The sequence below is a fragment of the Curtobacterium flaccumfaciens genome, assembly GCF_018598405.1.
GTDB classification, from domain to species: Bacteria; Actinomycetota; Actinomycetes; order Actinomycetales; family Microbacteriaceae; genus Curtobacterium; species Curtobacterium aurantiacum.
On record NZ_JAHEWS010000002.1, the window covers coordinates 62,071 to 88,237 of the forward strand.

Sequence of the window (26,167 nt, forward strand, 5' to 3'; positions counted from 1 at the left end):
CAGTGGAGCCGATGGCGGGGGTGTGGTGCTCATGATCCGTCCGCGATGCTGCACTGGGCGTCGATCGCTGCTGCGAAGCTCCGGACGACGGCGATCCCGACGTCACCCGCCGGCCCCCAGGGGACCCAGGCCTCGGTCCACCAGACCGGCGCACCGAGCGTGGCCCAGGGCGCGAGCCGGGCGATCTCGGCGGCGTTGTCGATGCGCTCGGGTTCCTGCACGCTCAGGACGGCACTGCCGCGTTCGTCGACGATCTCGGTCACGACGCGGTCGAGCGTTCGCACCCGCAGGTCCGGCGCGATGTCCGCCCCTGCCTCGACCAGGGCGAGTGACGACGGCGCCTCCGCGGACAGGAGGATCACCTCACGGGGCATCGACGGCTCCCTTCGGGTCGAGCACGGTCGTCTGACCGGCGGGGTCGGCCTGCGCCGGAGCGGCGGCGGTCGCGGAAGGGAAGTGGGCGACCTGCACGATGCGCGGGGCCGTTCCGCGTCGCACCAGGCGTCCTCGCCCAGGCGGGAACTGCTCCGCGTAGACCTTCGGGAACACCTGCCCCTCGGACCGCTCGCCGCTCAGCACGAGTCCGGTGGCGCCCGAGTCGCGGATCGACTGGATCACGGTGTCGTACATGGCGCGTGCCGCACCAGCCACCGGACGGGTCAGGACGACGTGCAGGCCGAGGTCCCGTGCCGAGGGCAGGTACGGCATGAGCGGCGCGAGCGGGTCCGTGCCTGCCGACGCGACGATGTCGTAGTCGTCGACGAGCACCACGATGCGGGGTCGCGGACCGGTGGCCGGGCCGGCCGAGCGCTGCTCGAGCTCCGCGGCGATCGCGGCGGCGAGTCCACGGGCGTCCTTGCCGTTCGCGGCGTGGCCCCCGAGGAAGTCGTCCGGCGTCCCGGCGGCGGCACCACCACGGACGTCCATGAACGCGAGGACGAGTTCGTCCGGCGTCGACCGTTCCATGAAGCCGGCCGCCAGCCCCCGGAGGAGCGCTGTCTTGCCGCTGGCCGTGTCCCCGAACACCAGGAGGTGCTGGTCGACGGCCGGGTCGAACGCCACGAAGTCCATCGTGTCCTGGCGGAGCGCGAACGGGACGGCCGTCGGGGTGTCGAGGGGGTCCGGGAGTTCGGCGGGGTCGAACGACTCCGGGAGCAGGCGGATCGGTGCTGCTGCCGGGCCGCCCCAGCTGTCGGCCACCCGCTGGGCGAGGGCGCCGAGCTCGTCGCCGACGACGCCGTCCTCGACGTCGTCGAGCACCGGGAGCGCCACCTGACCGAACAGCTCACCGTCGGTGAGGACACGTCCGGGCTCGCCGGACTTCAGGGTGGCAGCGGCGGCACGGGCGATGGTTGAGTCGGCCGGGTCGTTGAGTCGGAGTTCGAACCGTTGCCCGATCAGGGGCTGGCTCGCGAGCCGGAGCTCGTTCCACCGCGTGAGCCCGAGGACGACGTGGATGCCGAAACTGCCACCGCGCTGGAGGAGGTCACCGAAGGCGTCCTCGAGCTCCTCGAACTCGGTGCGCATCACGCCGAACCCGTCGACGAGGAGCACCACGTCCGCCGATCCCAGTTCGGGGACACGGCCGGCGGCGTGCCGGGTGCGGAGCATCGCGAGCGAGTCGATGCCGTAGTCGCGGAACACCCGTTCGCGCAGGCGGATCATCGCCTGCAGCTCCTCGACCAGCCGGAGCAGGCGGTTCCGGTCGGCACGCGTGGCGACACCGCCGACGTGCGGGAACCCCTCGATGCGACCGAGGCCGCCGCCGGCGAGGTCCATGCCGTAGACGCTGACCTGCCGGGGCGTGGTGGTCAGTGCGATCGAGGCGGCCACCGTGCGGAGGAACGTGGTCCGGCCGGAGCCGGGCGCTCCGATGACCGCGATGTGTCCGCCGCCCCGCGTGAGGTCCAGCATCCACGGCCGCTGTCGCTGCCGCGCGGGGTCGTCGAGCAGGCCGATCGGCACCGTGACCCCGGTCGGGTCGGAGACGGCGTTCGGGTCGAGGACGGCGCCGAGTGCCAGACGCGTCGGCAGCGGCGGCAGCCACACCGGCGTGGTGTCGCGATCGCCGCGGTCGAGCCGTTCGACGGCTTCGTCGACGACGCTCCGCCCGACGTCGGGCGCCTCGAGCGTGACCTCACCGGGTGCGTCGTCCTCGGCGGCCAGCGTGTTGTAGACGGGCAGCTCGAACGGCTCGGGGGCGGTGTCCGCGGACGACGTGGTGACGGCCGACGCGGGAGCGGCGTCCTCGACCGGGCCGGACACGTAGCCGGAGCGGAACCGGGTGTACACGCTCGTGTCGACCTTGAGGTAGCCGTAGCCGGGCACCGCGGGCAGGTGGAACGCGTCGCCCGTGTCGAGCACGACCTGGCTCTCGGCCTCGGAGAACGTGCGCAGACCGAGCCGGTAGGACAGGTACGTGTCGAGGCCACGGAGCTTGCCGGCTTCGATGCGCTGGCTCGACAGCAGCAGGTGCACGCCGATCGATCGCCCGATGCGGCCGATCATGAGGAGCAGGTCGACGAACTCGGGTTCCGCGGTGAGCAGCTCGCCGAACTCGTCGATGACGAGCACGAGGTGCGGCATCGGCGGCAGGTCCGGTCGCCGGGTGCGGAGCTCCCGGTAGTGGGTGATGGAGGGCGCCGACCCGGCGTCGCGCAGCATCTCCTGACGCCGTCGGACCTCGCCGGCGATGGACGCGCGAGCACGCCGGGTGAGCTGCGGGTCATCGGCGAGGTTGTCGATGAGACCCGCGACGTGCGGGAGTCGGGCGAACGGGGCGAACGCGGCACCGCCCTTGTAGTCGACGAGGATCATCGCGAGGTCCTCCGGCGGGTGCGACACCGCGAGGCCGAGCACGAGTGTGCGCAGCATCTCGCTCTTGCCGGACCCGGTCGCGCCGATGCAGATGCCGTGCGGGCCCATGCCGAGCTGCGCCGACTCCTTGAGGTCGAGCAGCAGCGGCGCGCCGAAGTCGTCGACACCGATCGGCACGCGCAGGAAGTCCCGCGGGGCGCGGGGCCGCCAGGCGCGGTCCGGGTCGATCGTCGCGACGTCGTCGACCCCGAGCAACTCCGAGACGCCGATGGCGGCCGAGGACTCGGCCCGTTGCTCGGTGTCGGCGGAGAGGCGGAGGGGTGCGAGCGCTCGTGCGACGGCGGTGACGAGGGGCGGGGCGACGGGATCGCAGACGGCGAGCTGGACCGGTGCGGGCTCGCCCTCCTCGACGTCGCGGGCGTCGACGATCTCGAGCAGCGTCGTGCGTGCGCCGGATCCGGCGCCCGTGTCGCCGCCGACGACCGCGGCGTCGGACCTCGCCGTCACCCGCACCCGGACGTCCGACGGTTCGTGCAGCCGGTCGGCGACGAGGTGCACGACCGTGATCCGGAGGTCCTCCGGCCGGGTCTCGCCCTCGGGGAGCGCGAGCGGCACGGCGACGGTGCCGTGCTCGTCCGCGAACACGACCAGGCGCGGCAGGTCGCTGCGCTTCGCGGAGTCGCCGGACCGCCGGTACATCGCGGCGGTCCGGGCGCGTTCGCCCAACTCGCCGGAGAGGGTGCGTGCGAGCGCCTGGACGTCCTCGGCGACCCGGCGCGCGCGCAGCGGCCCGTCGAACGTGCGGTCCATCCGTGCGTGCGGCAGCAGGTCGAACCAGTCCCAGTCGTCGGCGCGTGCCGCCGGGAACGCCGCAGCGAGGTGCAGGTCCTCCGGGGCGTGCAGCGCTGCGAGCTGCACGACGAGTGCCCGCGCGACCTCGAGCACGGCGTCGCGGTCACCGACGACCGAGACGTCCCCGGCGCCGTCGAGTCGGACCGCGATGGGCATGGCGTGCACGGTGCCGTAGTGTTCGGCGACCTGCTCGAGCTCGGCGAGCATGAGCGGGTCGAGCGGCTGGACCGGGTTCTGGTCCGGCGGCACGGCGAGGTCGAGCCACCCCACGTCGCCCGATCCGACGCGGACCCGCAGGAAGTCGCCGTGGCTGCGCCGCCGTTCCCAGAGGCGTGCGGGGTCACCGACGAGACGGGGGAGGGTCTCCGGGGACGGGTCGACGTGCTCGGCGCGCTCCCGGAGGGTGGTGGTGCGGGAACGGAGGTCGCCACGGAGCTCTTCGAGGTAGTCGAGGTACCGCTCCCGCTGGGTCCGGCGGTTCCGGACGGCGTTGCCGCGCTGGGTGAACGCCATGCCGAGTCCGCCGACGAGTGCCACCACGAACACCAGGGCGGCGACGACCATGAGCACCGGGTTGTTCCCGCGCAGCACGACCATCATCACGACGGAGGAGATCGCGCCGACGACCGGCAGCAGCGACTGCAGCGGGATGCCGCCACTCGGCCCCTCCGGGAGCTGCGGTGGCGGGGCGAGTTGCTCGGCCTCGGGACGGACGAGCGGGGTGGAGACACGGGCGGGCCGGTGCACGACGCGGTTCACCGGGCGACCTCCGGGGTGGTGCGGCTGGCGCGACGGTCGACCGCGGCGTCGACCAGGGCTGCCGTCAGGTGGATGAGCGCGATCCGGGAGGCCGTGGGGCGTTCACTCTCACCGGTGACGCTCGGGTCGCCCGGGACCGGGTGGACGGTGTGCCCGGGCCACCGGACGGCGGTGCGTGCGGCCCGGACACCCGACCCCGCGCTGTCCACCGGGACGACCAGGACGCGCGTGTCCGGTGCGTGCCGGCGGACGGCGTCGGCGTGCGCGACGCCCTCCTCGATGGCGGCACGGTCCGGGCCGGTGACGAGGGCGACGACGTGGGCGTCCGCGGCAACGGCGCCGAGGTCGACGAACGGACTCCGGGATCCCCAGTCCCCGACGACGACGTCGAAGAACCGCGCGATCGGTTCGACGGCGTCGGTCCACTCCGCGGGTGCGGCCTGTCGGCTCGGGAGGCGCGGGTCGCCGATCCGGAGCACGTGCAGTCCCGACGGGGTCACCGCCAGACCGTCGGTCGCGTCCCAGGAAGTCCGGGCGGCGTCGCGGCGCTCGGACCGCGGCGTCGGGTCCGTCCGGTCGGCGCCGGCGTGGGTGGCGAAGGAGCGCAGCCCCGCGGCACCGTCCACGCCGAGCACCCGTCCGGAACGACGACGGGCGAGCACGGTGGCCACGGCTGCCGCGGTCGCGGAGCAGCCGGTGCCGCCCCGGAGCGAGGCGAACGCGATGCGCCGGCTGGTGGGAACGGCCTGCCGGATGGTCCGGTGCGCATCGTCGAGCTCGCGTGCGCCGCCGGCCACGCTGCCGAAGAACGCCCGCCCGAGTGCGGGGACGACGTCGTCGAGGAGCCGCATGGTCAGAACGTCTCCAGCAGCGCGGCGAACAGGCCGAAGCTCCCGAGCAGCAGCGGCAGTGCCACGACGACCGAGATCGTCTCGAGGACGTTGCCGAGCGACCGGAGGCGGGCTCGCTGGTGTGCTGCCGGCCGGACCCCGGCGAGCAGGGCTCCGAGCACACCGAGGCCTGCGAGTGCGCCGAGCACCTGGAACGGTGCGGTGGGGGCGTGACCGAGGAGCCCGAGCACCGCGGCGACCACGACGGCGCTCCAGAGCAGCACACCCTGCAGCGTCAGCGGGAAGGCGCGCGTCCGGAGCGCGGCGACGACGACCACCGCGGCGCCGAGCCCGACGGCCCAGGGGTCGCGGTCGGAGACGAGAGCGGCGCCGGCGAGGGCGATGGGGGCGGCCACCGCAGCGGTGGTCCAGTCGAGCGCACGGTACGCGTCCTCGAGCGCCGTGACGACGCGGACGCGAGCGACGGGCTCGCCGCCGCTCACCCGGTCGTCGAGACCGGTCAGTCCAGCGGAGGACATCGCGACCGAGGGGAGGAGTCCGCAGACGGCGATCGCGGCGATCCCGACCACGCCCCAACCGGCGGCCTGCGGGGCCGGGGTGAGCCAGGTGACCATGCCGAGCAGGGGCAGCACGACGCCGACGACGGCGGCGACGCCGATCGTCCGTGTGCGCTGCCCCACGCCGAGTCCGAGGCCGAGCGCGATCCAGGCCCACACGAGCACGAGCGCGGCGACCATCGCGGGCTGGTCACCGTCGCGTCCGAGGACCGGTCCGACCGCCAGCCCGATCGGCAGCGCGAGCCCGGTGGCCGCTGCGGTGAGGGCGACGCCGGTCCAGCGGGCCCCTGCACGACCGGCGACGAGGGCCGCGATCGCCAGGACCACGCCACTGCCGACGAGCACGGACGGCAACAGCGCGGGGGAGACGGTCCCACCGTCGAACGCGGCGCGGACGGACGCGACGGTGAGCGCCGCGACCACGAGCGTGCCCGCGACCGACGCGGTGCCCCCGATCGTCGCGGCGGCGACGGACTGCCGTGCCGCGGCGCCCCAGCCGTCCTGTCGACGGCCGAGGGAGTCAGCGACGGCGTCGGTGACGTCGGAGACCTCGGGCGGTGGCGGTGCGTCGGCGCGACGGACGAGGTGCAGGACCTCGCCGTCGGCGATCTCCTGCGTGGCGGCGTCCGCGGCCAGGGACACCTCTTCACCGGTGACCCGCACGAGGGCGACGGGTTGCGCGCTGTCCGCGATCGGTTCGTCGAGGATGTCGACCAGGCGCGGCAGCAGCCCGGCGAACGGCTCGTCGGAGGCGACGACGACGTCGGCACGGCGGCCGACCCCGACGACGGTCACGCGGGTGAAGTCGCTCAATTGGTCTCCTGCTGGGGTTGCGTGGTCGGCACCGGTCGCGGTGTCTGCTGCGCCTGCTGCTGGGCGGCCTGCTGTGCCAGCGCGTTCGTGACGAAGGAGTACCCGAGGCACCCGACCCCCACGACCGCGGCGAGCACCACGCTGCCGATGAACCGCTTGACGTTGTCGTTCACCAGACGGCGGTCGGCGAGGCGCCCGAGCACGAACGCCTGCCGGAGTCGTCGGCGGTGCGTCGAGACGCTCTCCAGCAGGATCGAGTCACTGTTCCGCGGCACGCTGCACCTGCTCCCTCGTCCGGTCGTCCATCCCCACGGCGTCGGCGACGCGGTCGCGCCCGATGTGGTCGACGACGTCGGCCAGCTCGTCGACCGGGTTGCGGTCCTGCTGCCGCCCGAAGGGCAGCACGAGCGCCGGGATCCGCGGTCGTCCGGCGATGACGGCGCCGAAGCGGTCGCGCATCGCCTCGACGTCGAGGTCGAGCTGCCGGACCGCCGGCGCACCGAGGAGCATCGCGACCGGCAGCGGGGGCGGGGACAGACGCGGCGCCTGCGCGAGGTCCGCCCGGCCCGGGCGCCGGAGCACCAGGGCGAAGAGTGGCAGTTGCGTCGTGGCGAGCCGCCCGAGCACCTGCGGGACGGCGGCGACCCGCATCTCGGAGACGGTGTCCCCGAGTGCACCGACCGCGAGCAGTCCGGTGGTGAGTTCCTCGACGCCGTGCTCGGTGCGCTGCGCCGTGATCGTCACCGCGAGGGGGGCGTCGGGCGAACCGACGGCGAGGAACCGCGTGGGGTCGGGCATCCGCGAGCGAGCGGCCTCGGTGAGCGTGCGGCGGTCCCACGCGCGACCCGCTGGCTCGTGCGTGCCCCACCCGGTCGGCGCCGCCCCGGCGAGTTCCATCGCGAGGAGCTCCGTGGTGGCGCCGAGGACGGTCTCGTCCGCCGCCCGGTGCCGGACGGACACCGAGACGACGAGCTGGTCCGCCGTGGGCGCCCAGGGGCGCAGGTACCCGACGGCGACGTCCTGCACCGAGATCGGCGGTCCGGTGCGGACCGCGTCCGTGAAGTCGTCGAGCCGTCCGCCGTCGAGCCCGTTGCGGAGGCCGTCGTCGCCGCGGACGACCCAGGCGCCCCCGGCGTCGAGCAAGGCCTGGCGGAAGGCCTCGGTGACCACGGACAGGCCGTCGGTCACGAGGATCGGTCGGGCGCCCTCGCCTGCCGCGGTGGCGAGCAGGTCGGCCTGGGCACGTCCGAGCCGCACGATCCCCGCACGGGTCTCGTAGCGGATGCTGCCGTCACCCGCCGAATCGAGGAGCGGGTGCTTCGCGACCGGGCGGCCGTCCTCCGACGTGTCGCGGCGGAGCGGGTTCACGTCGCGGCCCCGACCCGGGCGACCACGAACGCGTGGTCGCCGATCCGGACCGTCGAGCCGGTGGGCACGGGCAGGTCCACGCCGGGGACGAGGTCCTCGAACGAGGAGTCCGGACGGACCACCGAGGTGCCGTTGGTCGAACCGAGGTCGCGGAGCACGACGACTCCGCCGGCCTGCACGAGGGCGACGTGCGTCTTCGAGAGCGTGCGCGATAGGTCCGGCACCGCGATCGTCGCGATACCGGGCTCCGCCTCGGGGTTCCGGCCGATCACGCAGGTTCCGCCGAACCAGTGCACGGCGCCGGAGTCGAACCGCAGGACGACCGCGTCGGGCGGTACGGAGTCGTCGGCCACCGGTGCGGTCGGCGTGGGCACTGCCGCGAACCCGGCCGCGGGGGTGGGACCGAACCCCGCACGACGGGTGGCGTCGAGACCGGCCTGCACCGCGCCTCCCGGCAGTGGGGTCGACCCGGGACGGACACCCGCCGACGCGGCGGCGCCGAACGCAGTGCCGAGCGCAGGCACGGCGGGGTCGAGCGGCTCACGTCCGCGGTTCAGCGCCGCGGTCAGCGTGCCCGTCGCCGCGGCCCACGGGCCGGCTCCGGGCGCACGCCGGTGCCGACGGCCACCGAGGCGGGCGAGCTGTCGGACGGGCCCGGCGGGCAGCGCGTCGTCGACGTCGACGACGCGGGTACCGAGGAGCAACCCACCCGGCCCGCGACCGGTCCTGGAGGCGCGCATCGCCACGATCACGGTCGTCACGACGAGCCCGGCGACGGCTCCGGCGACGGCGGTGCCCACGGGGTCGGAGGAGGGGACCGCGGTGTGGGCGAGGAAGAGGAGGGCGGCGCCGGCGGCACCGCCGAGCAGGCAGACGACGACGTCCACCAGTCGGGCGAGGAGGACAGAACCGGCCGGGGCCGTGGCGACGCCCTGCAGTGGGTCGTACTCGGTGGAGGCGACCGTGCGACCGAGGAGTGCGCCGCAGTCGGTGCAGAAGCGCTGCCCCTGGCTCGACGCGACCCCGCATCGACCACAGGTCATCACGGGGACGACGGTCTCGACCACGAACGACGACATGCCTCACCTCCCATCGGCACGTCCGATCATGTCAGAAGCCGGGGGTGACGCGCGTCGCCGTCGTGGTCTACGCTGCGAGTATTCGCTGTCACCCGTTCGGGGTGGGGGAAACGACGAAGGGGATGTGCGATGAAGTTCGCCATGGGGGCTCAGGTCCTCACCAACCTGACCAAGCAGACGTCCGGAGCGTCGGGCGACCTGGGGACGCTCGTCCGCAAGCTGGCCGACTCGGCCGAGCCGCTGCAGGGTCGTTTCAACGGTGCCGGTCGACAGGCCTTCGACCGTTTCAAGGCCGAGACCGACACCATCGCCAACGAGCTCAACGGTGCGCTCGCGAGCGTGCTGCAGGGCATCTCGGGCATGGATCGTTCGTTCCAGGAAGGCGACCAGGACATGGCGCAGTCCACGAGCTCGCTCGAGGGCAGCTCGAACTTCGACGCGGCCCGCTTCAGCGGCCGCGCCTGACGGATCTTCGGGGAGAGGGAGAGAACACCATGAGCGGTGGCAACCAGGCAGACCGTCGCGACTACGACGTCGCGGCCTCGCAGAACGCGCAGGACAACTTCAACGCCGTGGCGGCTCAGCTCGAGTCGCTCATCGCGCAGCGTGACTCGGACGTGAAGGCGGCCATGGCCGACTACCAGGCCGACGGCGTCTCGGACGAGTACCACGCCAAGGAACAGCGGTGGAACACCGTCGCCGGCGAGGTCAAGCAGATCATCGCGACGCTGCGTGCATCGCTGCAGTCGAACGACGAGTCGGCGCAGTCGGCCATCAGCAAGGCGAAGTCGGCCGTCGGCAACATCGGCTGACGTGGTCGACGGATGGCGGGTCGACCCCGCCGGGGTCGAGGCCGTGCTCACGGACGTGTCGACCAAGACCACGACGATGAACAACGCCCTGGGCGGATCCGCGGACGGATCCGTCCACGGCGTCGGAGAAGTCGTGCAGGACGCCGCGACGGCAGCACAGTCACAGGTGATCGGTGAGGCGCTCGCCGGGTTCTTCGAGCACCGGCAGGCCACACTGACGGGGATCCAGAACCGGATCCAGGCATCGCTGTACGGTGCTGCCGGCGCGACACGTGCCATCGTCGACGGCGACGACGAGATGGGTGCTGCGACAGTGCAGGCGAACGCCGTCACGGCGTCCACCAACGGCGACTTCCGCGCGTTCGACGGGATGTTCGACCGGTGACCGGCGTCGTCAAGACGGGAGCCATCCCGTACACGGACGTCCAACTCGAGGCGATCACGAGCGGTGCCGCTTCGCTGCGGACCGTCGCGTCCGCCGTCCGCGACGGCACGGCCGACATCGTCACCGCCTGGAGCGGCATCTCCGGTTCCTACGAGGGCCCGAGCGACCAGGAACTCTTCGCGGTGATGACACCCATCGGGCCCCAGGGCACGACGTTCGGCGACGACCTGGACACCGCGGCGAAGGCGCTCGACACGTTCGTCACCGAGGTCACGCCGATCGTCGCCGCGCTCAAGGCGTACGTCACGCGCGCCGAGCAGCTGCACCGCGACGTCGACGCGTTCACCCCGAAGACGGCGAAGACCGAGTACGGCAACAGCGCGATCGTCGAGTCCTGGGACCAGGACGAGACCCTCACCGACGAGAACAACGCGATCATCAACGGCGTCGCCGCGCAGGTGGTGGCGTACCAGGCCGCCGAGCGCTCCTGCGCGAACACCATCCGTGGGCTGTCAGGCTTGCAACCGCTGCACGCGATGAGCGGCAGCGGCTCGGACGACGCCCTCGCCTACGGGTACGAAAAACTGCCCGCCGGCACGAAGCTGCCGTGGGGGACCGCGTCGGAGCGGAACGAATCGTGCTCCGAGAAGACCGCCGACTTCCTGCCGAACATGCTCAAGGGCGTCGTCGTCGACGGCATCTGGGGCACAGTGAAGGGGCTGGGCACCCTCGTCGGTGTGGACGGCACGGGCTTCCACCTGGAGACCGCAGCGACGTCGTGGAGTGGGGTCCTCGCGCTCACGGGCTTCAACATGAAGACCATGCAGAAGGACCGCGACCTCCAGCTCGAGGCGTGGACCCAGGTGGGAAAGGCGACGGTCGGTTGGGACGAATGGGGCAGGGACCCTGGTCGCGCCGCCGGACAGGCGCTGTGGGGGATCGGCTCGATCGCCGTCCCGATCGCCGGGCAAGCGGGCAAGCTCGGCGCCGTCGGCAAGGTCGGCGAAGTCGCGGGGGCCGTCGGCAAGGCGGGGAAGTACCTCGACCTCGTCGATGCCGGTGCGTGGGTCTCGAAGGGCCTGACCAAGGTGCTGCCGAGGCTCGATGAGCTCAAGACGATCATGACGAAGGGTGTCGGTGACGACGCCGTCGGGTCGACTGGGCGACTCGCCGACTTCAAGACCGGGCTCGACGACTTTCTGCACGGACGGCACGGCGACACCGACGTCGAGGTGCCGCCTGCTCGGACCGAGGCGGACACGGACGTGCGTGCGGGGAGCGACGCGAACGCGCGGGCCGACGGCGGCGACGCGACGGTGCACGCGCGGGAGCGGGAACCGGCGTTGGTGGGAGGTGAGGGGCACAGCCGCCACGGCGAGAGCACAGCGTCTGCGGGCAGCGGCGGAACTGACATAGGGGCAGCAAACGGAAGTGGCCGCGGCGATGCACCGGCTGTGCCGATCGGCGGCGCAGGCTACGGGACGAACCCTGAGCCCTCTGCTGGACATGGATCAACGGCGAGCGACGATAGTCCGGTTCCTCCCGCAGGTGGGGATCACAACCCGCCGCCCGAGCCCAGAGCGGTACCGCGAGCTGACGACTTCGATCTTTCCCGAGGCGAGCAGTACGATTCCGGGGATCCTCTTCGACCCGGCAATCCCACACCAGAGGTGCCAGCTCAGACCTACGATCGGGCAGCACACGAGTCCGGTTGGAAGTACTTCGGGAGGTCCGACAAGCCGTGGGCCGACTACCAGGCGCAGATTGCTGGAGTCGAGCGAACCGTTGATGGGAAGCTGCCGGAGTATCGTCAGTTCACGGAAGACGGCGCTACCGTCGACTTCGACGGCATGACTGAACGCGGACACCCCCCACAGCAGGTGTTCTTCGATGCGAAGGCATTCGACCGAGGAATTGCGTTCGCGGATCCGTCTGGTCCGTACTGGAGCAAACGGATTCCCAAGATGATTGAGCAGGCCGAGGACCAGATCGCCGCCTTGCCTGAAGGGGCTCGATTAGAATGGCATGTGTGGGATCCGTACGCAGCGGACGCCGTTCGACGGCTTCTTCGAGGCGCGGGGATCGACGGCGATGATCTGACGGTCATCTTCACGCCGATGAGAACGGAGTAATTGTCGGATGCCTTTTCCTTCTTGGCTCAGGACTGCGCAGGTGAACGCTCGTGCCGTGTGGGACGCACGAGAAGAGCTGCCCGGACACTTGGCTGGACGAATCGCAGACCAGCTCGCAGCGTACGACGAACTCCTTGGCCCTGGCGATGGGTGGACGCTCACCGACGATGACCGCAAAATTCTACCGGACCCTGCAACTCTCGCCTCGGTGCTCTCCGCACACGTCTACCGTGACGCCGAGGGGGTCGCATTCCCGGCACGCGGGTACATCCTGAACGTGTACCGCGAGGGCAGCGCTGGTCATCTTGCGCTGAGATTCCGGGTCGGATCCGCGAGGGCAGTGAAGCGCATGCCTTCCAACACGGTGCAGATCACTATCGCGGGTCCACTGCGCGACGGAGAGCGTCTCTCGATCGACTCCGACCTCGTCGAGGGCGTACTGCGGGGCCTCGTGTCAGCTTGGGATCCGGATTCGGCAGCGGTCTATGACGATGACGCTGCAGTGGCAGCCGAAGGACGAGGTAAGTTCGCGCCGGTAGTCGGGCAGCGCACGTGGGTTTCTGATCGTCTTGGGATCGTGCAGACGTCGACCTCTCGTGTTCGTGTCCAGCCGGGCAACGGCGGCCGTTATCTCATTGCTGACGAAACACTGGATCCCGCTTCCGCTGTGAATGAAGTGTGGGCCTCCCTGCAGGCGAACGACGTCACCGAGATTCACCGAGCTGTCTCCGCGAGATGACTGAGGACGATGAGCTATCCGAACTGGGTCCGTGCGGATCGAGTGTTCGTTCGTGCCGAATGGGACGGTCGGCAGAAGTGCTTCGGAGGCAAACCCGAGCACTTGTGGGATGGCCGCGCAGCGTTCGCCGATGCCACCGTCTGATCAGTCGCTGCCGGGGATCCTCCGGAGCTGACCGCAGACGAGCAGGTCACGAATCGTCACGGTGTCCTCGGCGATGGAGAACCGGATCGCTCCGCCGGGCTGCCAACCCACGGAAGTGGGATCTGCGCATGCACGAGCACGATGCCGTCGGTGACGGAAGGGTGCACGCTCGACGGGAGCGACAAGGCGTTGGGCGGGAGTGGCCTCGACTCGAACGACGCGCCGAACGGGTTGAGGAGGCGACCATCCGGCCCGCCGACGCGGTCGACCGGGATCGCGGGCGGGAGCTCAAGGTGAGCCGTAACGACGCGGCATTCGGTCAGCCGGACGGCGGTCCGCACGTGTAGGTCGTGACCTCACGTGGAACTCCGGTCGATGCGATGACGAGAAGGGCTTTCACGCTTGATTGATCAAACTGGCCTTCAGCGACTTGACGCCGATCTGCTCGGAGCGTTCGTGGGCAATGAACCGCCGGACCTTTCTTCGATACTCGGCATCAAGCGCGATGACCGGATCGTTTTCGAGTATGGCTCACCGGAGACTGCTTTCCGGATCGCTTCCGACGGCTCTGGGTACAAGTTCGAGATTCGTGACAAGGGGAGTATTTGGCCTCTCGCGTGGTTCAGCTGTTTGGCGGACGCCGAGCGCTACGTCTTGGTGCGAGAAGGTGAAGTCCGAAACGATGCCCCGTGGTTCGACGGGAAGGCGACGACGCCTGCAGGAGTCGACACGATTGAGGAGAACTCAGACAGAGAGCTCCGGTGGCACATCGACGGTGCGGAACACATCGTGCGAACGCTCTCCGGCATCGAGTGGTCACTGGTCTACCGGCTCGCTTGGGTCCGGGAGCGTTCGCTCGCCGAGGTGATCGAGATCGTGAGTGGGTCTTCTCCGGGTAAACAAGTGGGAAGCATCTAGTCCCGAATCACTCGAATCGTCCTTCCGCGGCCCCGGGTGTGCGCCGAGCCTGGCTGTCCGAAGACGGCGATACCGGCGAGCGTGACTCGCACCACTGCGCCTGGCCCGGCACGGAGATTCGACCTCGGTTGGCGTCCGACGCTTGTCCGAAAGGCGGTGGTCATTCCATGAGTCAGTCGCGTGCTCAGCTTCCTCATGCCGCCGAGCTCGGAGCGTTCGTCGGCAATTCCGGACCGGACTGGTCTGGCCTACCCGGCATTCGTCGTCACGCGAAGGTGATGTTCGAGTACGGCAACATCGAGACTTCCAGCCGGGTCGAATCCTGCTCGGACGGGTGTCGGCTTGTCGATCGCGACCGAGCGCACGAGTCCACGGCGGCGGAGTTCTCGCACGTCGACGACGTGGAGCGCTTCATCGCGATCAGGGACGGCAGCCAACGTTCGTCGGGCCTGTGGTTCCCTGGCCGGGCCACTTCGCCGGACGCCGTGACCCTGCAGTCGGACGCTGGCACTTACGTCTTCTCCTGGGGGCACGATGACGAGCACATCGTCCGTACTTTCGGGATACCGGTAGCGAGCGCGGCGTACCGACTCGCCTGGGTACGGGCCCTCACACTCAAGCAGGTGATCGACGTCGTCTCCGCGCCCGGGCCGATGGAGCGGCTGGCAGCACACGGATTCGCACGGAGTGCCAGCTAGACTGACCCCGATGTTCACGAGTGAGGCGTTCATCAGGTGAGGACCACAGCACACGGCCGAGCGATCGGTGCGGCGATCGGAAATCCCCAACCCGACGAGCCGCCGGGGATCCTTCGGAGAGCGAGAGTGCTCCTGCATCACGGTGACGTCGAGACGCAAATCGGAATCCAGTCGGATCCGCTCGCGATCTTCAAACGGGCCAGGGGTTCTTCCCGAACTGACCTCAAGAGGTTCGGAGTCCTGTCATGACCAAGGACCCTCCGGGAGTGTTTCGTCACTTGGAACTCCTCGAGAGTGTCCTGCGGCGGGCCGGGAACGACCGCGTCGTCGTCGAGCCGCACAGAGTCCAGTACGGCGATATCGAGACGGTGCTGCGGTTCGCGGTGTCGGACACCTCGGTGGTCGAGTGGCGCGGAAACCGAGGGGCGGGTGCCCTGACAGGCACAGAGTTCGGATCGGCGGCTGATGCGGAACGGTGGATCATGGCGGACGCCAGCGGATACCTGCGCGAGGCCCATGGTTTGCCGGTCGCACATTGGCTCCTCGATCGCGAAGAGGAGATCCCTGAAGGGTTCGCGTTGCACCCGGACGGCGACGGTGTCGTTCTCCGGTGGGCCGTTTCGGGAGCGGAACACCGAGCCCGGTTCGGCGGCGCGCTCCCGACGGAATCTGCACTGCAATTCTCCACCGTGGCGCGCGTGCCCATCGCGCAAATCCAATCATGCGCGCTTGCGGCCGATTCCCGCGCCGCGTTCGCCGCAGCGGCGTCGTCCGCCGCACGCTGAGCAGTCCTTGGCTCCCTGTCGGACTGCTGACCTGCAGCGCGTTGTCGCATTGTGCGGACCCGACTCCGTATCCCACATCGAAACGGTCGCGCTCAGGGGGCACAGCTATTCGATTGAGGTCAGTCGGATTGATCCCGCATTCGCCCCGCCCGGCGGCGGTCTTCAGGTGCAAATCATCGCTCCCGACGGTGCGGCGGTCGACGCTGCGCAGTTCCTCGAAGGAGACCCGAGAGCCGGGCTGGCCCCAGAATCACAAGAGAGGCGTTCGTCAGGTGAGGACCACAGCACACGGCCGAGCGATCGGTGCGGCGGTCGGGAATCCCCAACCCGACCCGACGAGCCTCCCTGGGATCCTCCGGGAAGCGGGAGTGCTCCTGGAGTACGGTGACCTCGAGACGCAGATCGGAATCCAGTCGGATCCGCTTGCGATCTTCAAACGGGACAGGGGTTCTGCTCGCCTGCTGACGACGTTCAGCCACGAGGCTGACGCGGAACGCTACTTGCTGATCAAGTCGCGACCGGAGCTCGTGTCGGAACCGCGGGACGCTGCTCCCGATCGTTACACCTGGCCGGAAGGCGTCGACGCAGATGACGAGGCGTCCGAGCTGACCGTCACGTGGCGATCGGAGGACGGATTGCATCGTGTCGCTACGCGGGCTGCCGGCGAGCATCGCAATGTGTGCATGACGGCGTGGGCGCGGAATGTGCAGGTCGAGGAGCTGCTGGGGCGTGCGGTTCGCGGGCGACATTGAGCCGGGAAGGACACCAAAGTGGTGGTTCGACGCGGACAAGGCTGACTTTGCCGGTGATCGCCGCCACTGTTCGGGCGAATCGTCCGGTGCAAGGACCTCCGCAAGAAGTTCCTCGGGCACTAGCCCGGTTCGGTTCTCTGTGGTGATTGGGCGCGTTCCGGAGCCTTCCACGACCTGGGCTCCTCGAGGGCGCGAGATTGTGGAGCGATTCACGGTGTCGGATATTTCGGTGATCGAGGAGCGGCGGACCGTGGTGCCGGAGCGCTGAGGTGCACGCGGTTCTGCTCAGCAGCCGACAGAGGACGTGACGGGCTTCGCGGTCTTCGTGACGGCTGAGCGAGGCGGGCCCGGGGGCGTGCGTCACATCGACTCGGAGTCGGATGCGCTTGAACGGTACGGATGGCGAGTGTCCACCACCAGCGATCGCGGCACCGAGGAATCGACTCGCGAGAGCGGCGACCGCAACGCAGCCGTGAAAGACTTCGTCCGCCGTGTCGAGAGCTTCGCTTGGTACCAGGAGCCACGGAAGCGACCACTCCCTGACCGGCGCGAGCACTCGTGACCACCGAGCGTCGTGCCGGAAGGTCAGCACGAGGCCGCTCGGTCGATCGTGGCTCGTCACGCCAGAAGGCCATCGGCGTACCGTCGCCCGCATGATGAAGCACTGGGTGGCACCGCGGTTCGGCGGCAGCGAGGTCCTGGAGTACGTCGACACCGAGGTGCCGGCACCCGCCTCCGGCGAGGTCACCATCGCCGTCCGCGCCGCCGGCATGAACCCCGCGGACACCAAGCACACCCGCCAGGGCGACCCCGCGGACCTGCCGATCGCCGTCGGGTACGAGGTCGCCGGCGTCCTGTCCGCCGTCGGTCCGGACACGCAGATCGCGTCCGGCGGGGGAGCGGTCGGCGACGAGGTCCTCGCGTTCCGCATCAGCGGCGGCTGGGCGGAGTCGGTCACGGTGCCCGCGGCCGACGTCTTCGCGAAGCCCGCGTCGCTCGGCTTCCCGGAGGCCGCCAACCTGCTCCTCGCCGGCTCGACCGCCGCCGACATGCTCCGCGTCACCCGCGCCGAGGGGCGCGACACCGTCCTGGTGCACGGCGCCTCGGGCGCGGTCGGCGTCAGCCTGCTCCAGCAGCTGCGGTTGCTGGGCACGCGCGTCATCGGCACCGCGTCGGAGCGTGGTGCGGACGTCGTGCGACGCTTCGGTGGCGAATGGGTCGCGTACGGCGACGGCCTGGAGGCGCGTGTCCGTGATCTCGCACCCTCCGGCATCGACGTGGCACTGGACTGCGTCGGAACCGACGAGGCCGTCGACGTCTCGCTCGCGTTGGTGGCGGACCGGTCACGGATCGTGACGATCGCCGCGCAGGCGCGCGCTGCGTCGGAGGGCATCGCCGCGGTGGGCGGAGCGCAGCCGGCCAGCAAGGCGTTCCGTGACTCGGTGCGGCAGCGGCTCATCGACCTCGCCGGTGCCGGGCACCTCGAGGTCCCGGTGGCGCGGACGTTCCCGTTGGCGGATGCGAAGGAGGCCGCTGAGCTGCTGGAGTCCGGGCACCCCGGGGGCAAGCTCGCGCTCCTTCCCTGACCGCACCGTCGGACAGGAGTCGTCCGCGCGGATGACGCTCGCCGCCCCGGGGGAGTGCCACACTCTGTGTGGACCGACAGCCCGCGCCGGAAGGACCCCCACGATGAGTGACCAGTACCCGCCCCGGGACCAGTACGGGCAGCAGCCGGGACCGTCCGGCCAGCAGCCGTGGGGACAACAGTCTCCGGGCCAGTACGGGCAGTACGCGCAGCCCGGTCCGGGGCAGCCGAGTGGCGGGAGGTCCGAGCCGCCGCTCTGGGCACCCTGGTACGGCATCCCCTTCCCCCAGGCGTTCCTGCGGTTCTGGAAGAAGTACGTGCGGTTCGACGGTCGGGCAAGCCAGTCGGAGTACTGGTTCTGGGCGCTCTGGTACCTCATCGGTTCGGCGGCCGCCGGCATCATCGGCAGCGGATTCGACGTGCTGCCGTTCGTCGACGACGGGTCGAACGGTCTCGGCAGCCTGTGGAGCCTGGCCTGCGCGCTCGGCTTCATCGCGCTGACCGTGCGACGGCTGCACGACGTGAACCTCAGCGGCCTGCTCGCCCTGTTGTTCATCATCCCGCCGATCGGCATCCTGTTCTCGCTGATCGTCGGCCTGATCTCGTCGAACCCGCAGGGGCAGCAGTACGACCGCCCACAGCAGGGCTGACGCGCCGTCACGCTCCTGACGGGGGCTCACGAGTTCTGGTTGACTCGAACACGAACATCAGCCAACACTCGAGGGGGATCACGTGAGCGAGCAGTACCCGCAGCATCCGACCGGCCAGCCGAACGCACAGTTCGGTGGCGCGCCGCAGTACGGCCAGCAGCCGCCGACCGGACCGAACGGCGAACCACCGCTCTGGGCACCCTGGTACGGGATCTCGTTCGGCAAGGCCGTCGGCCGCTTCTTCAAGAAGTACGCGACGTTCAGTGGCCGGGCCAGCCGGAGCGAGTTCTGGTGGTGGTACCTCGCCAACGCGATCGTCGGCATCGTCCTCGGCATCCTGTACGGCATCGGTTTCGCGACCTCCGAGCGGTCGACCGTCTCGATGTCGTCCTCGACGTCGGCCAGCGTCCAGTCGACCGTCACCGAGCCGTCCGCGCTCTTCGTCATCGTCGGCATCGTCTCCCTGCTCTGGGGTCTCGCGATCATCATCCCGACGCTCGCCCTCGGCTGGCGCCGACTCCACGACGCGAACCTGACCGGCGCGCTGTGGATCATCGCGATCTTCGTCGGCATCGTCGGCATCGTCTTCGGCCTGCTGCCGTCGAACCCGCAGGGCGCACGCTTCGACCGTCCGCAGGGCTCCCGGTGACCGAGAGCACGCAGCAGTGGGCACCCCCGCAGCAGCCCGGTCAGCAGACCGACGCCGCGGGGACGCCGCCGCGCTGGGCTCCGTGGTACGGGATCTCGTTCCCGAAGGCGATCGCGCGCTTCTTCGCGAAGTACGCCACGTTCAGCGGCCGTGCGAGCCGCAGTGAGTTCTGGTGGTGGATCCTCGCGAACGCGATCGTCACCGGGGCACTCGTCGCCATCGGGGCCGTCATCCGCCTCACCACACTCAATCGCCGGACTGTCGACTACTACGGCAACGAGATCACCGTGGTCGACCCCGTCCCGCCGGTCTTCTGGGTCGTACTTGTCCTGCTGGCGCTCTGGGGTCTCGCGACCCTCGTGCCGTCGCTCGCCCTCGGCTGGCGGCGCCTGCATGACGCGAACCTCTCCGGGGCGCTCTGGATCATCGCGCTGTTCGTCGGCGTCGTCGGCATCGTCTTCGGGTTGCTGCCGTCGAACCCGCAGGGAGCGCGGTACGACCGGCCCGAGACGAACCGATGAGCAACGGCGGGACGCCCCAGTGGGGCCAGCCGGACGGCGACCAGTCGCAGGGGCAGCCCGGCTCCGGGCAGCAGCCCGGCTACGGCGAGCAGCATCAGTACGGGCAGCAGCCGGGATACGGACAGCAGCCTGGGTACGGGCAGCAGCCGGGTTACGGACAGCAGCCGTACCAGCAGCCGTACGCGCAGCCGTACGTCGGTGGGTACCCGCAGTTCGCGCAGCCGATCCCGCTCGGTCCCGACGGGGTCCCGCCGCTCTGGGCACCGTGGTACGGCATCGGGTTCCTCGACGCGTTCACCCGGTTCTTCAAGAAGTACGCCCGGTTCGACGGCCGCGCCAGCCGGAGTGAGTTCTGGTACGCGGTGCTCGCCAATGCCATCGTGACCATCGTGCTGTTCGGCGGGTTCTACGCCGTCCTTTTCGCGACGGTCGGGGCGAGTGGCGCCGTCGACGAGTACGGCAACCCCACGGGGAGCAGCGCGCCGTCGCCGTTCGCCTTCGTGCTGCTCGGGCTCTACTTCCTCTGGTGGCTCGCCACGATCGTGCCGGGCATCGCCTTGGGCTGGCGTCGCGTGCACGATGCGAACCTGGCAGGCCCGTTCTGGCTCATCGCGCTCTTCGTCAGCGCCGCCGCGATCGTGTTCGGCTGCCTGCCGTCGAGTCCGGCCGGTGCCCAGTACGACCGCCCCGACCTGCGGTAGCTCCACGAACGAGAACAGCCCGCCCCACGCGTCGAGCGTGGGGCGGGCTGTTCGTGTGTCGGAGGGCTCAGACCACCCGGAGACGGACGAGCGCACCGTCGACGACCAGGTCACGCACCGTGGCGGCAGGGTCGGCGATCCGAAAGCGCAGCGCCCCGCCCGGCTGCTCGAACCACGGCTGGACGAAGCGGACGTTCACCAGGAACGGCCGGTCGACGACGTACCGGTGGGTCTCCGGCGACGAGGTCACGTGCGGGGGCAGCGACCGGCTGGGCAGGGGGGTGTCGAGCGGATGCAGCAGGTAGCCGTCCGGGCCACCGATGCGGTCGACGGGGACGCCGGCCGGGATCTGGATGGTCAACCCCTGCTCGCCGGCCTGTGCGACCTGCTGCGCGAGCTGTGGGTAGGTCGACGCCGCACGGTCACGGAGCCCGTCGAGCTCGTGTCGGGGGATGTCACGCGGTGCCGGGAACGGACGGTTCAGGAACCGGCGGAGCATCTCGACCGCGTCGTCCTCGCCTGTCGCCTGCGCGAGACGACGAGCGGTGCCGTAGTCGACGACCTCGAGCGCGTAGCCGGAGGCGTCGGTCTGGACGATGCGGAGCGCCCCCTCGACCGGCGGTTCGTGCAGGGTCTCACCGGGGAGCTGCACGTACCGGGTCGTGTAGCCGAGCTGGTCGAGGATGGGGCGGGTGTCCGCGAACGTCATGGTCGGGAGCCTATCGGTCGGCGTGGTGCGGAGCTTGGACGGAGCCGGGACTACGCCCGACCCCGCATGATCGCCTGCTTGACCTCGGAGATCGCCTTCGTCACCTGGATGCCGCGGGGGCACGCGTCGGTGCAGTTGAAGGTGGTCCGGCAGCGCCAGACGCCTTCCTTGTCGTTGAGGATGTCGAGACGGACGTTCGCGGCGTCGTCGCGGGAGTCGAAGATGAACCGGTGGGCGTTCACGATCGCGGCCGGACCGAAGTACTGCCCGTCGGTCCAGAACACCGGGCAGGACGACGTGCACGCTGCGCAGAGGATGCACTTCGTGGTGTCGTCGAAGCGGGCGCGGTCGGCGACGGACTGGACACGCTCCTTGCCGGGCGTCGGGGCCGACGAGGACTGCAGGAACGGCTGCACCTCGCGGTAGCTCTGGAAGAAGGGCTCCATGTCGACGACGAGGTCCTTCTCGAGCGGCAGGCCCTTGATCGCCTCGACGTAGATCGGCTTCGAGACGTCGAGGTCCTTGATCAGGGTCTTGCACGCCAGACGGTTGCGGCCGTTGATGCGCATCGCGTCGGAGCCGCAGACGCCGTGCGCGCAGGAGCGGCGGAAGGTCAGGGACCCGTCCTGCTCCCACTTGATCTTGTGCAGGGCGTCGAGGATGCGGTCGGTCGGCAGCATCATGACGTCGAAGTCCTGCCAGCGCGGCTCGTCGTCGACGTCAGGGTCGAAGCGACGGACGATGACCGTGACGGAGAAGGATCCGGGAGGGGCGTCCTGCACGGTGTCGGTGCGGGGTGCGTCGGAGACCAGGGTGTCGGTCATCTCAGTACTTCCTCTCCATCGGCTGGTACCGCGTGATGACGACAGGCTTCCAGTCGAGCGTGATGTGGTCGTCGGCGAGTGACGAGTGCGGGTCGCCCGTCAGGTACGCCATGGTGTGCTGCATGTAGTTCTCGTCGTCGCGCTTCGGGTAGTCGTCGCGCATGTGGCCGCCGCGGCTCTCCTTGCGGTTGCGTGCGGAGTAGACGACGACCTCGGCCAGGTCGAGCAGGAACCCGAGCTCGACGGCCTCGAGCAGGTCGGTGTTGAACCGCTTGCCCTTGTCCTGCACCGAGACCTGCATGAATCGGTTGCGGAGCGTGTGCAGGGTCTCGGTGACGCGGGCGAGCGACTCGTCCGTGCGGAACACCTGCGCGTTCTTGTCCATCTCCTCCTGCAGTTCCTTGCGGAGGGCGGAGACGCGCTCGGTGCCGGTGGATGCGCGGAGCTGGTCGAGCATGCCGCGGACGCCAGCAGCCGGGTCTTCCGGCAGCGGGAGGAACTCGGCGGTCTGGACCCACTCGGCGGCGTTGTTGCCCGAGCGCTTGCCGAAGACGTTGATGTCGAGCAGCGAGTTCGTGCCGAGACGGTTCGAGCCGTGCACGGAGACGCAGGCGCACTCGCCGGCGGCGTACAGGCCGGGGACGACGGTGGTGTTGTCGTACAGGACCTCGGCCTTGACGTTCGTCGGGATCCCGCCCATCGCGTAGTGCGCGGTCGGCATGACGGGGACCGGCTCGACGACCGGGTCGACGCCGAGGTAGGTGCGGGCGAACTCGGTGATGTCCGGCAGCTTCGTCTCGAGGACCTCGGCCCCCAGGTGCGTGCAGTCGAGCAGCACGTAGTCCTTGTTCGGACCGGCACCCCGGCCCTCGGCCACTTCCTGCACCATGCAGCGCGCCACGATGTCGCGGGGAGCGAGGTCCTTGATGGTGGGGGCGTACCGCTCCATGAAGCGCTCGCCCGAGGCGTTCCGGAGGATCGCGCCCTCGCCGCGGGCGCCCTCCGTCAGCAGGATGCCGAGCCCGGCGAGCCCGGTGGGGTGGAACTGGAAGAACTCCATGTCCTCGAGTGGCAGACCCTTGCGCCAGACGATGCCGACGCCGTCGCCGGTCAGGGTGTGCGCGTTCGAGGTGGTCTTGTACATCTTGCCGAAGCCGCCGGTCGCGAAGATCATCGCCTTGGCGTGGAAGACGTGCAGCTCACCGGTCGCGAGCTCGAACGCGACGACGCCTGCCGGCTGCTGGCGGGTGACGCCGTCCTCGCCGACGACGTCGACCATGATGAGGTCGAGCGCGTAGAACTCGTTGTAGAACTCGACGCCGAGCTTCACGCAGTTCTGGAACAGCGTCTGCAGGATCATGTGACCGGTGCGGTCCGCGGCGTAGCAGGCCCGGCGGACCGGGGACTTGCCGTGGTCGCGGGTGTGGCCACCGAAACGACGCTGGTCGATCTTGCCCTCGGGCGTGCGGTTGAACGGCAGCCCCATGTTCTCGAGGTCGATGACGGCGTCGATCGCCTCTTTCGCGAGGATCTCGGCAGCGTCCTGGTCGACGAGGTAGTCGCCGCCCTTGATCGTGTCGAACGTGTGCCACTCCCACGAGTCCTCTTCGACGTTCGCGAGGGCCGCAGCCATCCCGCCCTGCGCCGCGCCGGTGTGCGACCGCGTGGGGTAGAGCTTCGAGATGACGGCCGTCTTCGCCTTCGGGCCGGCTTCGATCGCGGCTCGCATGCCCGCGCCTCCGGCGCCGATGATGACGATGTCGAACTGGTGGTGGTGGACGGTGGTCTCGGTCACAGGGGTCTTTCCGTAGACGGTGGGAACGCGGGCAGCAACGGTGGTGGTGTTACTGCGCCGGGCAGAAGGACGGCAGGTCGGCGGCAGCGGCGCCGGCGGGGCACGGGTCGAAGGTCCAGCAGACGAGGAGCCCGAGGACGATCAGCACGACACATGCGGCGAGGATCGCGACGAGGAGCGTCTTGCGGATGCCCGGCTTCGACACGTAGTCGTTGACGATCGTGCGCATGCCGTTCGAGCCGTGGATGAGCGCGAGGACCAGCATCAGCGAGTCCCAGACCTTCCAAAAGGGGTTCGCCCACTTGCCGGCGACGAAGGCGAAGTCGATCTGCTTGACGCCTTCGCCCGCCACCATGTTGACGAAGAGGTGGCCGAAGATCAGCACGACGAGCAGCACGCCCGAGGCGCGCATGTAGATCCAGCCCCACTTCTCCCAGTTGGTGGTGCTGCGGGCGGCTGCGGCCGAGCGGGGAGGTTCGACGATCTGTGTGGTCATCTTCGTGCCCCTCAGTTGAAGTCCGCGACGAGGTTCATGAGCTGGCGGGGCAGGAAGCCCGCGATCGCCACCGCCCACAGGACCATGACGATCCAGAACATGGCCCGCTGGTACTTCGGGCCCTTCGACCAGAAGTCGATCAGGATGATCCGCAGCCCGTTGAAGGCGTGGAACACGATGGCCATCACGAGCGCGATCTCGCCGATGTTCATGAGCGGCGTCTTGTACGTGCCGATGACCGCGTTGTACGCCTCGGGCGAGAGCCGCACGAGCGCCGTGTCGAGGATGTGCACGAGCAGGAAGAAGTAGATGGCGACGCCGGTGATGCGGTGGAGCACCCACGACCACATCCCGATCGAACCGCGGTAGAGCGTGCCCTGTGGCGTCCGAGAGGCCCGCGGGGCTTCTATCGAGACGTCGGGCACCGCGGTCGCCGTACCCCCGCCGGTGTGCTCAGCCATGAGCTCGTCCTTCCATAGGACGGGCTCGCCCGATCGGCGAGCCCTTGCCGTTCGTGTTCGTGTGGAACACGACCCATCCTATGCGCGAGCGCTGACCTTCTCGTCCCGACCTGCCCGCAGGCCCCGTCCGACGGGCGGCGCGCCGATGGTGCGGGCCGTGTCGTGGTGCTCGAGGAGCTGGTCGCCGACGGCCTCCCAGGTGGTCCCCTCGACGCGGAGCCGACCTGCCGAACCCATCCGCTCGGCCAGTGCTCGGTCGTGGTGCAACCGCAGGACCGCGTGGCGGAGGGCCTGCGGTTCGTCGGCGTCGTAGAGCTCCCCGTCGAGCCCCGGGGCCACGAGGTCGAGGGGGCCGCCGGACGCCGGGGCGATCACGGGCAACCCGGAGGAGTGGGCCTCCTGCAGGGTCTGCCCGAAGGTCTCGGCCGGTCCGGTGTGCACGAACAGGTCGAGTGCCGCGTACGCGTCGGCGAGGGCATCGCCGCGTAGAGGACCGGTGAAGGTCACGTCGAGGTGCCGGAGACGCCGCTCGAGCATCGCGCGCGACGGACCGCCGCCGGCGACGACGACCCGGATGCCGGGGACCCCGCCGAGTTCGGCGAGCCGCTCGACCTCCTTCTCCGGGGCCAGCCGGCCGACGTAGCCGACGATCGTCTCGCCGTTCGGGGCCAGACGACGGCGGAGGGCCCGCACGTGCCCGGACGTCCGGCGAGCGGGGTGGAACAGCTCGGTGTCGACGCCCCGGCCCCAGCGGGCGACGCGGGGCACGCCGTCCTCGGCGAGCATCGCGGCGGTCGCACTCGACGGGGCGAGCGTCAGCGAGGCACCGGCGTGGATGCGTCCGAGGATCTTCCGCACCAACGGGACGGTCGCCGTCAGGCCGTTGCGGCGGGCGAACCCGGCCACGTCGGTCTGGAAGACGGCGACGGAAGGGATGCCGAGCCTCCCGGCTGCCGTGATCGCGCGCCCACCCAGCAGGAACGGACTGGCGGCGTGGAGCACGTCGGCGCCGGAGGCGGCGAGGATCGTGTCGAGCACCGGGTGGGGGAGCGCCACCGGGAACTGTCGGTACGCCACGGCGGGGACGCGGTGGACGTCGAAGGAGCGGTACCGCTCGACGGCGCTGCGCGACCGGAACTGCGCGAGCCCCGGGGTGTCCGGCGCGATCACGACCGCGCGGTGACCACGTCGTTCCAGGTGGTCGAGGACCGCCAGGACGCTGGTGGTCACGCCGTTGAGGGTGGGCAGGAAGCTCTCGGTCACGACGGCGACGGTCCGGGGGGACGTGCCGCGCTCCACGCTGCGTGCGCTCATG

The 26,167-nt window shown here is 70.2% G+C and carries 27 protein-coding genes; 14 read left to right on the forward strand and 13 right to left on the reverse strand.

Features of this window, described 5'->3' with window-relative positions; genetic code table 11:
- Positions 1 to 29: 29 nt before the first annotated feature.
- Genes KK097_RS01845 through KK097_RS01875 form a run of 7 tightly spaced genes read right to left on the reverse strand, consistent with a single transcriptional unit; the run spans position 30 to position 9,096 of the window.
- Positions 30 to 374 (reverse strand): hypothetical protein, encoded by a 345-nt coding sequence (locus KK097_RS01845; protein WP_214543517.1) that lies wholly within the window; start codon positions 372 to 374, stop codon positions 30 to 32.
- The gene (gene eccCa, locus KK097_RS18535) at positions 364 to 4,428 is read right to left on the reverse strand and encodes a type VII secretion protein EccCa (RefSeq protein ID WP_214543518.1); all 4,065 of its coding nucleotides are present in this window, start codon (positions 4,426 to 4,428) and stop codon (positions 364 to 366) included. Before eccCa ends, KK097_RS01845 begins: the two co-directional genes overlap by 11 nt.
- Entirely contained in the window at positions 4,425 to 5,279 is an 855-nt protein-coding gene (locus KK097_RS01855) for a hypothetical protein (protein WP_214543519.1), read from the reverse strand. Before KK097_RS01855 ends, eccCa begins: the two co-directional genes overlap by 4 nt.
- 2 nt (positions 5,280 to 5,281) lie before the next feature.
- Complete coding sequence (locus KK097_RS01860; RefSeq protein ID WP_214543520.1) at positions 5,282 to 6,649, reverse strand: EsaB/YukD family protein; 1,368 nt, start codon at positions 6,647 to 6,649, stop codon at positions 5,282 to 5,284.
- Positions 6,646 to 6,924: a hypothetical protein gene (locus tag KK097_RS01865; RefSeq protein WP_051596901.1), complete on the reverse strand. Its 279-nt coding sequence runs from the start codon at positions 6,922 to 6,924 to the stop codon at positions 6,646 to 6,648. Before KK097_RS01865 ends, KK097_RS01860 begins: the two co-directional genes overlap by 4 nt.
- Positions 6,908 to 8,017, reverse strand: coding sequence for a DUF6177 family protein (locus KK097_RS01870; RefSeq protein WP_214543521.1), 1,110 nt, complete (start codon positions 8,015 to 8,017; stop codon positions 6,908 to 6,910). The genes KK097_RS01865 and KK097_RS01870 overlap by 17 nt, the downstream gene beginning before the upstream one ends.
- Positions 8,014 to 9,096: an FHA domain-containing protein gene (locus KK097_RS01875; RefSeq protein ID WP_214528452.1), complete on the reverse strand. Its 1,083-nt coding sequence runs from the start codon at positions 9,094 to 9,096 to the stop codon at positions 8,014 to 8,016. The genes KK097_RS01870 and KK097_RS01875 overlap by 4 nt, the downstream gene beginning before the upstream one ends.
- Before the next feature lie 129 nt (positions 9,097 to 9,225).
- On the opposite strand from KK097_RS01875, the gene KK097_RS01880 reads away from it, so the two are divergent.
- The 14 genes from KK097_RS01880 to KK097_RS01945 all read left to right on the forward strand — a co-directional run bounded on the left by KK097_RS01880 (position 9,226) and on the right by KK097_RS01945 (position 20,567).
- Positions 9,226 to 9,561 carry a WXG100 family type VII secretion target gene (locus KK097_RS01880; protein ID WP_027466433.1) on the forward strand — a complete coding sequence of 112 codons (336 nt, stop codon included), beginning with the start codon at positions 9,226 to 9,228 and terminating at the stop codon, positions 9,559 to 9,561.
- 29 nt (positions 9,562 to 9,590) lie between these two features.
- Positions 9,591 to 9,908, forward strand: coding sequence for a pore-forming ESAT-6 family protein (locus KK097_RS01885; protein ID WP_027466434.1), 318 nt, complete (start codon positions 9,591 to 9,593; stop codon positions 9,906 to 9,908).
- A 1-nt stretch (position 9,909) separates the two neighbouring features.
- Entirely contained in the window at positions 9,910 to 10,293 is a 384-nt protein-coding gene (locus KK097_RS01890) for a DUF6507 family protein (RefSeq protein ID WP_214543522.1), read from the forward strand.
- Positions 10,290 to 12,425 carry a Tox-REase-5 domain-containing protein gene (locus KK097_RS18540; protein ID WP_214543523.1) on the forward strand — a complete coding sequence of 712 codons (2,136 nt, stop codon included), beginning with the start codon at positions 10,290 to 10,292 and terminating at the stop codon, positions 12,423 to 12,425. Before KK097_RS01890 ends, KK097_RS18540 begins: the two co-directional genes overlap by 4 nt.
- Positions 12,426 to 12,480: 55 nt before the next feature.
- Positions 12,481 to 13,164 (forward strand): hypothetical protein, encoded by a 684-nt coding sequence (locus KK097_RS01900; RefSeq protein ID WP_214528448.1) that lies wholly within the window; start codon positions 12,481 to 12,483, stop codon positions 13,162 to 13,164.
- A 600-nt stretch (positions 13,165 to 13,764) separates the two neighbouring features.
- Entirely contained in the window at positions 13,765 to 14,226 is a 462-nt protein-coding gene (locus tag KK097_RS01905) for a hypothetical protein (RefSeq protein ID WP_214543524.1), read from the forward strand.
- Between the two features lie 167 nt (positions 14,227 to 14,393).
- Complete coding sequence (locus KK097_RS01910) at positions 14,394 to 14,924, forward strand: hypothetical protein (protein ID WP_214543525.1); 531 nt, start codon at positions 14,394 to 14,396, stop codon at positions 14,922 to 14,924.
- Between the two features lie 245 nt (positions 14,925 to 15,169).
- Positions 15,170 to 15,709 carry an Imm61 family immunity protein gene (locus KK097_RS01915; RefSeq protein WP_214543526.1) on the forward strand — a complete coding sequence of 180 codons (540 nt, stop codon included), beginning with the start codon at positions 15,170 to 15,172 and terminating at the stop codon, positions 15,707 to 15,709.
- 368 nt (positions 15,710 to 16,077) lie between these two features.
- On the forward strand, positions 16,078 to 16,461 hold the full coding sequence (locus KK097_RS01920) for a hypothetical protein (protein ID WP_214528443.1): 384 nt from the start codon (positions 16,078 to 16,080) through the stop codon (positions 16,459 to 16,461).
- 653 nt (positions 16,462 to 17,114) lie between these two features.
- On the forward strand, positions 17,115 to 18,047 hold the full coding sequence (locus KK097_RS01925; protein ID WP_214543527.1) for an NADP-dependent oxidoreductase: 933 nt from the start codon (positions 17,115 to 17,117) through the stop codon (positions 18,045 to 18,047).
- Between the two features lie 103 nt (positions 18,048 to 18,150).
- The gene (locus tag KK097_RS01930; RefSeq protein ID WP_250896351.1) at positions 18,151 to 18,696 is read left to right on the forward strand and encodes a DUF805 domain-containing protein; all 546 of its coding nucleotides are present in this window, start codon (positions 18,151 to 18,153) and stop codon (positions 18,694 to 18,696) included.
- An 82-nt stretch (positions 18,697 to 18,778) separates the two neighbouring features.
- The gene (locus tag KK097_RS01935; RefSeq protein WP_214543528.1) at positions 18,779 to 19,345 is read left to right on the forward strand and encodes a DUF805 domain-containing protein; all 567 of its coding nucleotides are present in this window, start codon (positions 18,779 to 18,781) and stop codon (positions 19,343 to 19,345) included.
- On the forward strand, positions 19,342 to 19,866 hold the full coding sequence (locus KK097_RS01940; RefSeq protein WP_214543529.1) for a DUF805 domain-containing protein: 525 nt from the start codon (positions 19,342 to 19,344) through the stop codon (positions 19,864 to 19,866). Before KK097_RS01935 ends, KK097_RS01940 begins: the two co-directional genes overlap by 4 nt.
- The gene (locus tag KK097_RS01945) at positions 19,863 to 20,567 is read left to right on the forward strand and encodes a DUF805 domain-containing protein (protein WP_214543530.1); all 705 of its coding nucleotides are present in this window, start codon (positions 19,863 to 19,865) and stop codon (positions 20,565 to 20,567) included. Before KK097_RS01940 ends, KK097_RS01945 begins: the two co-directional genes overlap by 4 nt.
- Before the next feature lie 67 nt (positions 20,568 to 20,634).
- Here the strand turns inward: KK097_RS01945 and KK097_RS01950 are convergent, their stop codons facing one another.
- From KK097_RS01950 to KK097_RS01975, 6 genes are all read right to left on the reverse strand, one after another.
- Positions 20,635 to 21,276 carry a TNT domain-containing protein gene (locus KK097_RS01950; RefSeq protein ID WP_214543531.1) on the reverse strand — a complete coding sequence of 214 codons (642 nt, stop codon included), beginning with the start codon at positions 21,274 to 21,276 and terminating at the stop codon, positions 20,635 to 20,637.
- Between the two features lie 50 nt (positions 21,277 to 21,326).
- Positions 21,327 to 22,100: a succinate dehydrogenase iron-sulfur subunit gene (locus tag KK097_RS01955; protein WP_071244286.1), complete on the reverse strand. Its 774-nt coding sequence runs from the start codon at positions 22,098 to 22,100 to the stop codon at positions 21,327 to 21,329.
- Between the two features lies 1 nt (position 22,101).
- A complete protein-coding gene (sdhA, locus tag KK097_RS01960) occupies positions 22,102 to 23,895 on the reverse strand; it encodes a succinate dehydrogenase flavoprotein subunit (RefSeq protein WP_042538838.1) in 1,794 nt (597 codons plus the stop codon).
- 49 nt (positions 23,896 to 23,944) lie between these two features.
- Positions 23,945 to 24,391 (reverse strand): succinate dehydrogenase, hydrophobic membrane anchor protein, encoded by a 447-nt coding sequence (gene sdhD / locus KK097_RS01965; RefSeq protein WP_071406401.1) that lies wholly within the window; start codon positions 24,389 to 24,391, stop codon positions 23,945 to 23,947.
- A gap of 11 nt (positions 24,392 to 24,402) precedes the next feature.
- On the reverse strand, positions 24,403 to 24,852 hold the full coding sequence (gene sdhC, locus KK097_RS01970; protein ID WP_284730917.1) for a succinate dehydrogenase, cytochrome b556 subunit: 450 nt from the start codon (positions 24,850 to 24,852) through the stop codon (positions 24,403 to 24,405).
- Between the two features lie 78 nt (positions 24,853 to 24,930).
- Positions 24,931 to 26,166 carry a glycosyltransferase family 4 protein gene (locus KK097_RS01975; RefSeq protein ID WP_250896352.1) on the reverse strand — a complete coding sequence of 412 codons (1,236 nt, stop codon included), beginning with the start codon at positions 26,164 to 26,166 and terminating at the stop codon, positions 24,931 to 24,933.
- Position 26,167 lies beyond the last annotated feature (1 nt).

Excerpts from the sequence above, each read along its gene's own strand:
- KK097_RS01845 (WP_214543517.1), bottom strand. The coding sequence starts at position 374 with ATGCCCCGTGAGGTGATCCTCCTGTCCGCGGAGGCGCCGTCGTCACTC.
- KK097_RS01855 (WP_214543519.1), bottom strand. The coding sequence starts at position 5,279 with ATGCGGCTCCTCGACGACGTCGTCCCCGCACTCGGGCGGGCGTTCTTC.
- KK097_RS01875 (WP_214528452.1), bottom strand. The coding sequence starts at position 9,096 with ATGTCGTCGTTCGTGGTCGAGACCGTCGTCCCCGTGATGACCTGTGGT.
- KK097_RS01880 (WP_027466433.1), top strand. The coding sequence starts at position 9,226 with ATGAAGTTCGCCATGGGGGCTCAGGTCCTCACCAACCTGACCAAGCAG.
- KK097_RS01885 (WP_027466434.1), top strand. The coding sequence starts at position 9,591 with ATGAGCGGTGGCAACCAGGCAGACCGTCGCGACTACGACGTCGCGGCC.
- KK097_RS01910 (WP_214543525.1), top strand. The coding sequence starts at position 14,394 with ATGAGTCAGTCGCGTGCTCAGCTTCCTCATGCCGCCGAGCTCGGAGCG.
- KK097_RS01915 (WP_214543526.1), top strand. The coding sequence starts at position 15,170 with ATGACCAAGGACCCTCCGGGAGTGTTTCGTCACTTGGAACTCCTCGAG.
- KK097_RS01925 (WP_214543527.1), top strand. The coding sequence starts at position 17,115 with ATGATGAAGCACTGGGTGGCACCGCGGTTCGGCGGCAGCGAGGTCCTG.
- KK097_RS01930 (WP_250896351.1), top strand. The coding sequence starts at position 18,151 with ATGAGTGACCAGTACCCGCCCCGGGACCAGTACGGGCAGCAGCCGGGA.
- KK097_RS01945 (WP_214543530.1), top strand. The coding sequence starts at position 19,863 with ATGAGCAACGGCGGGACGCCCCAGTGGGGCCAGCCGGACGGCGACCAG.
- KK097_RS01950 (WP_214543531.1), bottom strand. The coding sequence starts at position 21,276 with ATGACGTTCGCGGACACCCGCCCCATCCTCGACCAGCTCGGCTACACG.
- KK097_RS01955 (WP_071244286.1), bottom strand. The coding sequence starts at position 22,100 with ATGACCGACACCCTGGTCTCCGACGCACCCCGCACCGACACCGTGCAG.
- sdhD (WP_071406401.1), bottom strand. The coding sequence starts at position 24,391 with ATGACCACACAGATCGTCGAACCTCCCCGCTCGGCCGCAGCCGCCCGC.
- sdhC (WP_284730917.1), bottom strand. The coding sequence starts at position 24,852 with ATGGCTGAGCACACCGGCGGGGGTACGGCGACCGCGGTGCCCGACGTC.
- KK097_RS01975 (WP_250896352.1), bottom strand. The coding sequence starts at position 26,166 with ATGAGCGCACGCAGCGTGGAGCGCGGCACGTCCCCCCGGACCGTCGCC.